Here is a 12,942-nt window from a genome sequence, read left to right on the forward strand (position 1 = left end):
TCTTTCTCCCTTTCTCTGTGTCTCTGTGTTGAGAGGTTTGGAACTTATTCATGGGTATCATCCTGCGGCATATTCAAAGGTAGCAAGCTAGCCACCGAGATTGCCGCGATGTGTGGATCTGATAGTTTGCGCATTTTATCTTTGGAGTTAAAGCTCAAAGGCAAACGCGCCAAAATGGCGGTCGCACCTTGTAATGAGGCTTCATTCGCATCACCAATCAAAGGCAGCAGCGAAGCGCGGTAGGAGGCAATCGCAAAACTGGCGGGTAATAAATAATCTTGTAATGGTTTGTGTTTTTTGGTCTCTGGATCATAGGACTTGCCATCAATTTTGCCGAGCAAATCTAACCAATGATCGAGTTCTAACAAAGCTTCGCTATTATCATTCGCAATCGATGGCGCATTTTCACCGGTCGGCAATACACCCAAGACCGCTGAATTGCGATGGCTGAGCAATTCGCTTTCCGCCACGTCGATCATTTCAGATGGCGTAATGAAGTGCGGTGTCACTGGATGCGATAGTGCGCCATCGGCGAGCGAAGCTAAATCTTCACGCTGCAATAACCACATCTTGATATCGGTCGTTGATAAACCCGATTGACCCAGATGTACGCGTTGACGTTCAATTTGATTTAAAGCGCGTGAAAACATGCCTTGCATATTCAGTAGCGCACTTTGCGCTCTGCCAATTGCCTGAGCTGCTCGGTGCGTTGCAGAGTCAGCGCGACTATCATTGGTGATCGCGTGGATAATCTGCGAACCTTTTTCTACCCAATCACAGGCTGTATGCCATTTTTGTTGGGCAGTCCGGAGTTGGAACTCTGAGCCTGAGGCAATCGCATCAGAAAATTCTTCGGTCAATTCAATTAAGCGGCCGAGTAAATGATGTAATTGTTCGACCGAAACGCCACCGACGGCTTGTGCACCCGCAACTTGGGTCAACATATAGCTGACTTCGGACGGATCGTCTTGCTGTTCGACTTGGATCAGGGATTCAATCGCTGCTAAGACATTGCGCGCCATGGGCGCAATGCGATACACGGATTGGCTAGGATCCCACACCAAGAGTCCGGTGCTGCGCAAGCGCGTTAAAACGGTTTCGAGCGCTTCGGGTTCCAGATAACCGAGTTTGGCGTTAATGTCGGCGCGACTGAGCGAAGGCGAGTCGACATCCGCCGTCAATTCGCGCAAGACCAGCAGGCGCATTAAGACGCTATTGATGCCGCCGTGGAATAATGCTGTAAACGCTTGCAGCATAGGCTGCGCGCGCCGCAAAGGGGCGAGGGCAACAACATCGTCGGGAGTTAAACTGGATTTGAAGTAAGACTTGAGACTTAAATCGTTCTGATCGGATAAATCGTCTTCTATTCTTACTATGGATTCGTCGTCAAAATTTTGCATGCCGCATTTTACCTGCTTGAGCGCGGGTTTAGTATTGTTAAAAAATTACTTTTAGGTGCTTATCAGCTAGTTCTTTTGGGCTTTAAAAATGAAAAAAACGGTGCAATATTTCTTTTAAGGCAAATAGTGTAAGAATGTGCGTTAAAAATAGACTAAAAGTAGGTAAATCCCTGATTTTGAATCGTTTGGAGAGAATTAATGAATACGCAAATTGAACAAACCGCAAGCTTAGGCGGTGGATGTTTTTGGTGCCTCGAATCATCTTTGTTTAAAAACCATATATAAATCAAGTAGATAGATTTTTGTCAGAAATGTTCTGCCACATTTTTGACAAATTTCGACGACAACATTCCACTGTTGTACGTTTGGTTGTAAAATTCGGAAGTCATTTACAACTTTTCACTTCTATCAAAGGGAGCAACACCAAAAATGAAAACAAGACTTTTACTTGCCGTGGTGGCTGTTTTAATCTCGGCTTGTGCTGCACCTCCCCGTTATGACTACGTAAAGGAAGGCGCCTCAGAGTTCCAGCGGACGGACGCCCTTTCCGAATGCCGTTATCAAATACGGCTCAATAAAACTCCGGCTACTGAAGAGGCCGAACTGCTCAAGCTCTGCATGCAAGGCAAAGGATTTCGGTTAAAGAAGGTCAATTAATAAAAAGCCAGTCATTTGACTGGCTTTTTTATTGCACCCTTGACATTCAAGATAATTTGAATATAAGTACAATAACAATCCCCCGATTGGTAATTTAATAATATTAAATTCAGATTAATTGTCAAGACCAAATAAATATTAAATTGCCTTAGTGAGAGATTGCTAGGGCAATTTTTTTATGCGTCGATTAAGTTCCTCGGTCGAAAAATTGCTAACGCGAATGGTTTGTATGAAGGCAGGTTAGAAATATTCAAGGGTAAATCCCTGATAACTGTAAATCCCCCCAAACAGGTAGCGACACCATTAATATGGTGAAAGTATGCTAGAACTTAAAAGGCGAATTTGGAAAGCAACAGGGAAGACAAGGCAAGACCCCCCAAATGTTCTATTAACAGAACGAACTTGCTAAACGGAAATGGTTAATTATTTTCCGTCCGTGCTATGTGGTCGCTATCACACGGTTACGGTGAAGTCCCAACTCGAATTTTCGGGTAGGGTAAGACTTTGCCGTAACCGTGTGATAGCACGGTGAAGGCAAAGTATTATTAATCATCATTTGTATAGTAAATATTAATAGTACACAAGTGAAAAAGAATAATAGTACCCAAGCAAAGAAGTACTCGTTAGAGATTTACGATAGTAAATAAAAATGGAAACGGCGAAAAATTCACTTTAATTTTGGCAAGTTATCAGGAGCTTTGCCGAATTTTTTCTCATACCAATTTATTATATTAAACATATCTTTGGTTTTTTCTTCGGTCTTGGTCAATTCTTTTTCTAACTCTAAATTTCTGGATTTTTCCGCTGTAATTTGATTTCCCACAGAAGCAACTCTTTTATCTGCCCATTCTTTGGCTTGCTTCGCATAAGCATCAGCTTTTTTCTTTTTCTTCTCAGCTTCTTGTTGGACTTTTTCCACCTGTTCCAATGCTTGGGCGGTTGGCTTATGAAAACCACCCAAGGCACCAGCAAACCAATTTCCGACCTTGGAACCTAGTTCCTTGGTTTTCTCTTCTGCTTGCTTTAAACCCACTTTATAGCCATTTTTTCTGGCTACCTTGTGTTGGGCCTTGGCATCAGCAAAAAAAGCAGCCTGGGCCTTTTCTGCCTTCCATTGGGAACGGGTCAATCTTCTACGACCTGGGCCGATTCGGGTTAGGCCATGGCACATAGCGACCTTTTTACTGAATTCGTCCTGCATGCCTCTCATCGCTTCAATATAAGCAAGATTTTGTTCACCTGCTTTTTTATTATTTCTCTTCGCTTCATTTTTGGCCTTCAAACCTTCGTGAATGCCATCAAATCTTTCACCAATGCGAGGCACCACAGTAAAATGTAAATGCGGGTGGGCTTCGTCATTGTGATATACAACACTCTTTAATCTATCGCCGTATTTTTCTTTCAACCACAGCAAAGTGTCTTCGGCAAATTCTGGGAAGTTGTCTTCCATTTCACGAGGAAGAGAAGCTACACCAATCAAAGCACAATGAGCATCCTTTCGCAATTTTCTACCTTGGGCATCTTTGGAATTTTCTGCCCATTCATTAATAATAGGTAAAACTTCGGCAGGAGCTACACCGTATAAAAGACCCGGCTTGCACGGATTTTTAATATGGGGGCAGGCTCCTACTTCTCTCCACTGTTCAGCCAAAATCTCTTTTGCACTACGTGATTTTGTTGTGGTAGTCACTTTCGCGCCGTGCTTATTTGTGCTCGTTTTTGTTTGGCTACTGCCTTCACGACCATAGGCATCCACGTGTATGAATTGATAGCTCCCTTCCTTCATTTTGAACCTCGCTTTATTATTATTCTTGTATTTTTATATTAGCGTTTTCTTTCCGAAGGTCAACCTTATTCCACGGTTTAGTGACCGACTATACTTATTACGCTTCGCTTCATAAGTGTCGGTCCTACCGGAGGTCCTGGCTGGGCCTATAACCCGGAAGCAAGGCGAGCTTGCTTTGACTTCGCTCCGCTTTTATCTGCGATATTTTCCCGGCTGGGAGCACCTACTTCATTTTTGTGAATGTTCCATTCACAAAAATAAAGCAGGCATAAAAAAGCACCTATCTTTGCAGAAAGGTGCCGTAGGCAAAATGGACCAGCTCGTCTGGGTCCTTCCGGTAAATTCAAGAAGACGGGTTAATTCTTCGTTGGTATTTTGATAGGACTGTACCTTTTTGTCGTCTGTTTATTGTTGTGCCCAACCGACTTCATAATATCAATTTGACTGTTTAATGTGTTGGTGGGTAGTTCAGCCAAATGATTTTTTTCCAAATGACGGACATTTTCAATGCCCAGAAGTTCACTAATAAGAATGGAGAAATTAGAACCATCCATTCCAGTGGCTTGTCCGATATTAAATACTAGATTTGAAATGGCTTCACGACGGAAAAAATGGAAATGAAACCCTTTGTCTTTCATTCCAATTCGTTCGTTGAATTTATCAAACGAGCCAGAAAATCCATACAAGGTATATGTAAATAATCTGGGTTGATTTTCTTTTCTTGGAATGCTTTCCAAAATTTCACGAGCTTGTTTTGTAATAATTACTTTTCTGGGTCTGCCTGATTTTGTTTGATAGAGTTGAATGTAATTTTCGTTCAAGCGAACTTGCTCCCAAGTCAGCGGAACAATTTCACTGCGACGAAAACCGCAATAATAGGAAAGCAAACAAATTTGCTTCATCTCTGGATTAGGGTGCTTGTCCAGAGCATTGAAAAGAATTTCTTTGTCTTCGTCACTCAGTCGGTAATCATTTTTAGGGTCACGATTTTTTAATAAATCTTTATCATATTCAGTAACAGGGTTGGGAATTCCCTTGAACCTGTTTTCTTGGTGCCGTAGGTTATCAAACAATTTTTTGATAAATGATAATTCACGGGAAACGGAAATCTTGGAAACATTGCGACCCAAATTTGTGCCATATCTTGAAACTGCAGGAGTGGACAAGCGAGCCTTAATATAGTCATTGATTTCCATATAGGTAATCTGTTCAGGCTTGAAATCTGCAAATCTCTTTTTTCCACTGTTGGAAATGGTATTTTGTGCCATTTGAGCCAACAAGCCTCCGGCATTCAACAGGGGTTGTGCTATCTCGTTATGACGGTCAGGAATTGCGGTGTTTCCAATCGTCTTAAAGAATGATAATTTACTGGCTCTATTTCTCTTCTTTAAATCGTCTTGCATCTCCGGAATATTTTCGGCAATATATTTCTTAATATAAAATGAAATCGGTGGGCTGGTCAAAATGTCAGCAATTTTTTTTGCTTTCTCATTTTGTTCTAATTCAATTTTATTGAGTGTTTGCCTACCAATATTTGATTGACAGGTTGCAAGTAAGTCCTTCGCCTCTTCCAAGGTATCGCACAACTGGTCTATCTTGAACGGTATACCATTGACTTTCTTGTTGACACGAACACGGAACTTGACCTGCTTTTCTTTGGTCTTGGTCTTGTTTTTCCACAGAACTTGTGTCACTCCACGCGGTAGGGCAGACATCGGTAGGCTCCAATCTTTGGCAAATTTCTGCCAAATTTTAGAGCACTTTTGACCGTTTTGTCAAATGAGACGAAGCATCCTAAAAGGTAAATATTATGGAAAATCAACAAGTTATGAAGATTGAAACCATCACTTTAGGTGGTGGTTGTTTCTGGTGTACCGAGGCAGTTTTCCAACAGATTCGTGGTGTCACTAGCGTTGAATCTGGCTATTGTGGTGGTCAAATCCACAACCCGACGTATGAGCAAATTTGCACGGGAACGACTGGACACGCCGAAGTCGTGCGTTTGCGCTTTGATCCGACCTTGATTAGCTATGCCGAAATCTTAGAAATTTTTTTCACGATTCACGATCCGACTACGCTCAATCGTCAAGGTGCTGACCAAGGCACACAATACCGCTCGGTGATTTACTTTCATGACGAAGAGCAGAAAAAAATCGCGCTAGAAGTCATGCAAAAAATGGCTGGCGTCTGGGACGATCCCATCGTGACTGAGCTGAGCATGGCACCACAGTTCTACCTGGCCGAGGCTTACCATCAAAACTATTTCCGTCAACATCCACAACAAGGTTATTGCTCATTTGTGGTGGCACCAAAAGTCGCAAAGGCACGTAAGGCGTTTGCGGGTAAGTTGATAGCATAATTAGCTTGAAATGCGCCGTCATCTGCGGATCTACATAGTCGCTTTCCACAAGCTGGAGAGCGAACTTGCAGCCTTGCTTGTCTAGTACCATCTCTTCCTGCTCGCTACAGCCATCATTTCAAACAAAGAATTTTATTTTAGAAATTCTGTTGCATTCCCCATGATTAATTTCTTCATTCTGATCACTACTCAAGCGATGTATTCCAAATTAATATAGCTTGAGTAATATAATTCATATTTGTGATCTAGCTCGAGGTTCTACACTGCGGTTTGTTCCTTCTTTGATTCCGCCCTATGCAGATTACAAAACTGACGACTTATCGCATCCCACCACGTTGGATGCTGTTGAAAATTGAAACCGATGCCGGTATTACGGGCTGGGGTGAACCAGTGATTGAAGGTCGCGCACGCACTGTCGAAACCGCGGTGCAGGAATTTGCCCCGAATCTGATCGGCAAGGATCCAGCGCGTATTAATGATCTCTGGCAGGAAATGTATCGCGGGGGTTTTTATCGCGGTGGGGCGATTTTGATGAGTGCGATTGCTGGCATTGATCAGGCATTGTGGGATATTAAAGGTAAGGCTTTGGGTGTGCCAGTGTATGAATTACTTGGTGGCTTAGTGCGCGAAAAGATGAAAACTTACAGCTGGGTTGGCGGAGATCGCCCAGCCGACGTGATTGCCAGTATCCGCAAATTACGTGAGCTCGGTTTCGATACGTTTAAGATGAACGGCACCGAAGAAATGGCATTGATCGATAGCTCGATTGCGGTCGATGCAGCGGTGGCGCGGGTTGCAGAAATTCGTTCTGCTTTCGGGAACGAGATCGAGTTTGGGCTTGATTTTCATGGGCGTGTCAGCGCACCGATGGCGAAAGTTTTATTGCGTGAACTTGAGCCATATCGTCCCTTATTTGTTGAAGAGCCAGTACTCGCCGAAAACGCGGAATACTACCCACGCCTTGCCAATAGCACGTGCATTCCTCTGGCCGCAGGTGAGCGTATGTATTCACGTTATGAATTTAAGCGCGTGTTTGAACAAGGCGGTTTATCTATAGTGCAACCGGATTTGTCGCATGCCGGTGGCATTACTGAATGCGTCAAAATCGCTGCGATGGCAGAAGCTTACGATATCGCTTTGGCACCGCACTGTCCGTTGGGGCCGGTGGCCTTGGCGTCATGCTTGCAGGTCGATTTTGTATCGCATAATGCGGTGCTGCAGGAGCAGAGCATGGGTATCCATTACAACAAGGGTGCGGAGTTACTCGACTATGTACTCAATCGCGAAGATTTCTCTTTAGAAAATGGCTATATTAAGCCGTTTACCAAACCAGGTTTAGGCGTGGAAATTGATGAGCGACGTGTGATCGAGGCGAGTGAAAATGCACCTGACTGGCGCAATCCGGTCTGGCGTCATGCGGATGGGAGTATCGCAGAATGGTAGACGTCTATAAAAAAGCTTCTAAACTCGATCCACACATGATTGGGGTCGATTGGGGGAGCACCTGTCTCCGTGTGTTTTTGATCGGCACGCATGGTGAAGTTTTAGCTACCCGCACCAGCGCACAGGGGAGTTCAAGTATGAATGGTTCCGCCTGGGCTTATGAGCAAAGTCTTGAGCAACTGGCGGGTGATTGGCTGCAAGAATATCCCGATATTAAAGTATTAGCATGCGGTATGGTCGGTAGTAAACATGGCTGGTTAGAAGTGCCGTATATCGCGTGCCCATCCGACGTGAATGCAATCGCAGCGCGGGTGATGTCGGTAAAGGGAGTAGATCATCGGCGCTTTTATATTGTGCCTGGTATGGCCTATCGCCCGGCGAATGGTGTGCCCGATGTGATGCGTGGTGAAGAAACGCAAATTGCCGGTGTGTTGAGTTTGCGCCAAGAGGCAAGTCGGCGCTCTTGCATTATATTGCCAGGAACGCACTCGAAATGGGTGCAAATCGAACAGGGCAAAGTCACTGCGCTGGCAACCCACATGACCGGCGAACTATTTGCGATTTTGCGCCAACATTCTGTGTTAGGTCGATTGATGCCTAGCCAACAAAATGAACTCGATCCGATTGCTTTTTTGCGCGGTGTCGAAGATGCACGGCAAGGTATGTATCTAGGATTTTCTCATCAGATGTTCGCAGTACGTACCTTAGGCTTAATGGAAATGATGCAGCCTTCTTCATTGACAGATTACTTATCTGGTTTGCTGATAGGGCATGAAATTCAAGCGGGCCTGGGATGGCGATTAGCCGCTGGTCTGGAGCAAGAGCCACTAATATTGGTCGGCGATCCAGGTCTGTGTTCGCATTATGCGCAGGCGCTATCCCATTGTGGAGTGCACAATGCCAGCATTTTGTCGAATACCGCACCGACGGGATTGTGGTCAATCGCTAGAGCAATTGATTCGGTAAATGCAGGTAGCACAAGTACAAGAATTGAACAAAAGGTGGGCACATGACACCGAGTTCCTTCTACTTGAAAACAGCAATCAGCCAGCTACCATTGATCGCGATATTGCGCGGCATACGTCCAGCAGAAGTTGAGAGTGTGGCGCTCAGTTTGTATCGCCAGGGATTTCGCTTGATTGAAGTCCCTTTGGCTTCACCCGAAGCTTTGCGATCGATTGCCATTTTGCGTGATTGCTTACCTGCTGATGCTTTGTTTGGCGCTGGCACCGTCACGCAATTGAGCGATGTGTTTCATCTGCGGGATTTGCAAGCGAATCTGGTAGTAATGCCGCATGCTGATGTGAGGCTAGTGCGTGCCATCAAAGCTGCAGACATGATTTGTATTCCAGGCGTAAGTTCGGTGACAGAGGCGTTTGCCGCGTTGCAAGCGGGCGCCGATGCCTTGAAACTGTATCCTGCAGAACTGATCAGTGCCTCCGTGTTAAAAGCAATGCGCACAGTATTATCGGCTAGGCCATATCTGTTCCCAGTGGGCGGCATAGCGCCAGATAATATGTGTGCCTATTGGCGGGCTGGTGCCAGTGGTTTTGGATTGGGCGGTAGTTTGTATAGCGCTGGGATGACGGTTACTGAGGTCGAACGTCGGGCGGAAGGCCTGATACAGGCTTGGCATAGTGCTTGTGATGCTGTCGGGGAAAGAGTAGAGGTCGCCAGCAATGATATGCCAGAATCCGCACATTATTACGGAGTTGAAATTTGATGAGTTCGACGGTGTTCATGCCATGTCTGTTAGCACAACAAGCAACATTGGGGGAATGTTTGCTGTGGGACAGCCAACGCCAGTGCTGGTGGTGGACCGATATTGAAGCCCGAGCTATTTATCGCTGGCGTGAGAGCTATGTTGCCCCGACCTTGTATAGCACGCCAGATCGCGTTGGATCCTTTGTGCTTTGCCAGTCTGGAAAAATTTTATTGGGCATGACGAAGAGTCTGGCACTTTTTGATATTAGTACGCGTCGAATTGAGTCATTAGTCCATGTCGAAACTGATTTGCCAAGTACTCGGGTCAATGACGGACGTACAGATCGCGCTGGAAATTATGTATTTGGTAGTATCGATCAGACCTCATCCCGCGCTGCGATAGCGCATTTTTACCAGTATTCGATACGGCATGGTTTACGTCAGTTAGACCTGCCAGCGGTGGCGATTGCGAATAGTATTTGCTTCAGCAACGATGGCAAGATCATGTATTTTTGCGATACGTTGAGCCAACGTATTCAACAATGTGATTATGATGCAGCGAGCGCGACTGTCAGTCATATTCGCTTGTTTGTTGAAACAGAAAAACATGCTTATCCCGATGGTTCTGTGATCGATGATCAAGGCTGCCTGTGGAATGCGCAATGGGGCGCTGGGCGTGTAGTGCAATATGCGCCAGATGGATGTGTACTGCAAATTTTGAATCTGCCGGCTAAAAATCCCACTTGTCCAGCCTTTGGTTCTGCGGAATTGAATTACTTAGTGTTGACCAGTTCGCGTAAAGAGATGAACGCAGCTGAGTTACAAGCAATGCCCGATGCAGGCGGCTTGTTTGGTGTCCGTGTGTCGGATGTGCAGGGTGTGATAGATACTTTGTTCAATGATTTGGATGATTGAGTATCGACAAATAGAAAAATTGAAAACAATACAAAGCAATCAAAAAAAATAGAAAAATACGGAGATGAAAATGAAAACCAAGTTAAAGACGGCGTTAAACATACAATCAATAAGTACTTCAACTCAAAAGCGTCGCCGCATTTTCCAGCTAGCTGGGTTAAGTCTCGCAGCCTTGTTCTGTGGCATATCGGCATTTTCATCTGCCGCAGACCCTGTAAAAATTGGTTTCTTGGTGAAGCAGGCGGAAGAACCCTGGTTTCAAGATGAATGGAAATATGCGGAACAAGCAGCACGTGAAAAAGGATTTACGCTGGTGAAAATTGGCGTACCGAATGGCGAAAAATTAATGTCTGCGATCGATAATCTTGGTGCACAAAAAGCCCAAGGATTCATCGTCTGCGCCCCCGATGTCAAGCTTGGTAGTGCCATTGAACGCGCAGCGAAACGCCATCAACTCAAAGTATTCTCGGTTGATGATCAACTACAAGATGGCAAAGGGCAAGCCATAACCAGCATTCCGCACATGGGGATTTCTGCCTACGAAATTGGTAAGCAAGTCGGTGCCAGTCTATTGGCCGAAATCAAAACCCGCGGTTGGAAGCTGCAAGAAGTTGGCGCGATGCGCATAGCCTTCGATCAATTACCTACTGCACGCGAACGCACCATGGGCGCAGTCGATGCCTTGAAAGCCAGTGGTTTCCCTGTCGCGAATTTGATTGATGCGAATCTGGTCAAGAGCGATACCGAAAGCGCCTACAACGCCGCGAACATTGTACTCACCAAGCAAAGTAGTTTTAAGCATTGGATTATTTTTGGCATGAATGACGAAGCTGTGCTCGGTGCTGTGCGTGCCGCAGAAGCGCGGAAATTCACGCAAGACACTATGCTGGCTATCGGCATAGGCGGCAGTAAGAGCGCCTTAAATGAATTTGCCAAACCAAAACAAACGGGTTTTTTCGGCAGCGTCTTGATCAGCCCTAAGCGCCACGGCTATGAAACCAGCATGATGATGTATGAATGGATCAGCAGCAACCGTCAGCCACCTGCATTAACCTTGACCAGCGGCACCTTAATGACGCGCAGCAATCAACATGATGTGCGCAAACAGTTTGGCTTATAAGGTGTGATGGTCGATGTCTGCGTATTTAACATTCGAGCAAGTCTCCAAATTTTTCCCCGGCGTGACAGCACTTAGTCAAGTCAGCTTTAGCGCACAGGCTGGGCAGGTGCACGGCTTGTTAGGTGAAAATGGTGCGGGTAAATCCACGCTACTCAAAATCCTTGGCGGCCAATATAAACCGGATCATGGCTGTTTGCGAATCGCCGGTCAGGCGCAGGCATTTCACAGTGCTGGTGATGCGATTGCCGCAGGTGTGGCGGTGATTCACCAAGAGTTGCAATATGTGCCGGAATTAACTGTCACAGAAAATATTTTGCTAGGCCGCTTGCCGCGTCGCTTTGGCTTTGTTGACAAAGCTGCCGCGCGCAAATTGGTGAACGAACGCTTGCAAATGCTGGGCGTAGAACTTGATCCTGATCAGCTACTAGTCAATCTGTCGATTGCCCAAAGGCAGATGGTTGAGATCTGCAAGGCGCTGATGCAAGATGCACTGATCATCGCCTTTGATGAGCCGACTAGTAGTCTATCGCACCGCGAAACGGAAATTTTGTTTCGTATCATTCGTGACTTGCGTGAGCAAGGCCGTACCATTATTTACATCTCGCACTGCCTAGAAGAGTTATATGCCATATGCGATGCCTGCACGATTTTTCGTGATGGCAAAAAAGTCGCTACACATGCGCAGATGGCCGCAGTTGCGCAAGACATTTTGATCAGCGATATGGTAGGGCGTGAGCTGAGTGATATCTATGATTATCAAACACGTCAGATCGGAGCAACACGTTTGCAGGTGACGAACTTAGCTGCAAAATCTCGTGTAAAGCGGGACGTAAATTCACCAGTAGCACCCCAGAGTTTTTTTGTGCGTTCTGGTGAAATATTGGGCTTCTTCGGCCTGGTTGGTGCGGGGCGTACTGAGTTACTGCGCATACTGTATGGCATAGATAAAGCGAAAAATGGCGCCAGTATATACCTCGATGGTAACGAGCTTGCTCCAATGACAGTGAGTAAGGCAATCACTTCTGGGATCGTGTTATGTCCAGAAGATAGAAAAGAACAAGGCATCTTGCCGCAAGCATCGGTGGCAGAAAATATCAATATCGCCAACCGCCGCGGCAACTTAATTGCCGGACTATTTTTGCGTCACGCAGAAGAAGCACAATTAGCTGACCAGCTCATACAAAAACTCAATATCAAAACACCCTCACGCGAACAGACGATAGCGAATTTATCCGGCGGTAATCAGCAAAAAGTTATCCTGGCACGCTGGCTGGCGCAAGATAATTTGAATGTGTTGATCTTGGATGAACCCACCCGCGGTATTGATGTCGGCGCAAAAAATGAAATCTATCGCATTATTTACGAAGTAGCAAAAACGGGTTGTTGCGTGATGGTGATTTCTAGTGAGTTACCAGAAATCTTAGGCATTTCAGATCGCATCATAGTCATGCGCGATGGTCAGATCAGCGGTGAATTGCGACGCGAAGAGGCGAACGAAGCGGCGGTACTGAAATTGGCATTGCCTGATTAATGAAAAAATAAGATAAAACAATACAAA

The 12,942-nt window shown here is 45.5% G+C and carries 11 protein-coding genes; 8 read left to right on the top strand and 3 right to left on the bottom strand.

The window, feature by feature from the left end; translation table 11 throughout:
- Positions 1 to 44: 44 nt before the first annotated feature.
- Complete coding sequence (locus ACO0KW_RS13850; protein ID WP_423053810.1) at positions 45 to 1,400, bottom strand: hypothetical protein; 1,356 nt, start codon at positions 1,398 to 1,400, stop codon at positions 45 to 47.
- A 429-nt stretch (positions 1,401 to 1,829) separates the two neighbouring features.
- Between ACO0KW_RS13850 and ACO0KW_RS13855 the strand changes: the two genes are divergently transcribed.
- The gene (locus ACO0KW_RS13855) at positions 1,830 to 2,057 is read left to right on the top strand and encodes a hypothetical protein (RefSeq protein ID WP_423053811.1); all 228 of its coding nucleotides are present in this window, start codon (positions 1,830 to 1,832) and stop codon (positions 2,055 to 2,057) included.
- 667 nt (positions 2,058 to 2,724) lie between these two features.
- Here the strand turns inward: ACO0KW_RS13855 and ACO0KW_RS13860 are convergent.
- The gene (locus tag ACO0KW_RS13860) at positions 2,725 to 3,843 is read right to left on the bottom strand and encodes a plasmid recombination protein (RefSeq protein WP_423053812.1); all 1,119 of its coding nucleotides are present in this window, start codon (positions 3,841 to 3,843) and stop codon (positions 2,725 to 2,727) included.
- Between the two features lie 356 nt (positions 3,844 to 4,199).
- Positions 4,200 to 5,558, bottom strand: a complete 1,359-nt coding sequence (locus ACO0KW_RS13865; protein WP_423053813.1) for a site-specific integrase — start codon at positions 5,556 to 5,558, stop codon at positions 4,200 to 4,202.
- 95 nt (positions 5,559 to 5,653) lie between these two features.
- On the opposite strand from ACO0KW_RS13865, the gene msrA reads away from it, so the two are divergent.
- The 7 genes from msrA (at position 5,654) to araG (ending at position 12,915) form a co-directional block, all read left to right on the top strand.
- Positions 5,654 to 6,202 (top strand): peptide-methionine (S)-S-oxide reductase MsrA, encoded by a 549-nt coding sequence (gene msrA, locus ACO0KW_RS13870; protein WP_423053815.1) that lies wholly within the window; start codon positions 5,654 to 5,656, stop codon positions 6,200 to 6,202.
- Positions 6,203 to 6,496: 294 nt separating this feature from the next.
- Complete coding sequence (gene dgoD / locus ACO0KW_RS13875) at positions 6,497 to 7,645, top strand: galactonate dehydratase (protein ID WP_423053817.1); 1,149 nt, start codon at positions 6,497 to 6,499, stop codon at positions 7,643 to 7,645.
- The gene (locus ACO0KW_RS13880; protein WP_423053819.1) at positions 7,639 to 8,658 is read left to right on the top strand and encodes a 2-dehydro-3-deoxygalactonokinase; all 1,020 of its coding nucleotides are present in this window, start codon (positions 7,639 to 7,641) and stop codon (positions 8,656 to 8,658) included. Before dgoD ends, ACO0KW_RS13880 begins: the two co-directional genes overlap by 7 nt.
- A complete protein-coding gene (locus ACO0KW_RS13885; protein WP_423053821.1) occupies positions 8,655 to 9,368 on the top strand; it encodes a 2-dehydro-3-deoxy-6-phosphogalactonate aldolase in 714 nt (237 codons plus the stop codon). The genes ACO0KW_RS13880 and ACO0KW_RS13885 overlap by 4 nt, the downstream gene beginning before the upstream one ends.
- Complete coding sequence (locus ACO0KW_RS13890; RefSeq protein ID WP_423053823.1) at positions 9,368 to 10,264, top strand: SMP-30/gluconolactonase/LRE family protein; 897 nt, start codon at positions 9,368 to 9,370, stop codon at positions 10,262 to 10,264. The genes ACO0KW_RS13885 and ACO0KW_RS13890 overlap by 1 nt, the downstream gene beginning before the upstream one ends.
- 70 nt (positions 10,265 to 10,334) lie before the next feature.
- Positions 10,335 to 11,384 carry an arabinose ABC transporter substrate-binding protein gene (locus tag ACO0KW_RS13895; protein WP_423053824.1) on the top strand — a complete coding sequence of 350 codons (1,050 nt, stop codon included), beginning with the start codon at positions 10,335 to 10,337 and terminating at the stop codon, positions 11,382 to 11,384.
- 13 nt (positions 11,385 to 11,397) lie between these two features.
- Positions 11,398 to 12,915, top strand: coding sequence for an L-arabinose ABC transporter ATP-binding protein AraG (gene araG / locus ACO0KW_RS13900; protein ID WP_423053826.1), 1,518 nt, complete (start codon positions 11,398 to 11,400; stop codon positions 12,913 to 12,915).
- The last annotated feature ends 27 nt before the right edge of the window (positions 12,916 to 12,942 follow it).

The organism is Undibacterium sp. Ji22W (genome assembly GCF_049340305.1).
Lineage (GTDB): Bacteria > Pseudomonadota > Gammaproteobacteria > Burkholderiales > Burkholderiaceae_D > Undibacterium.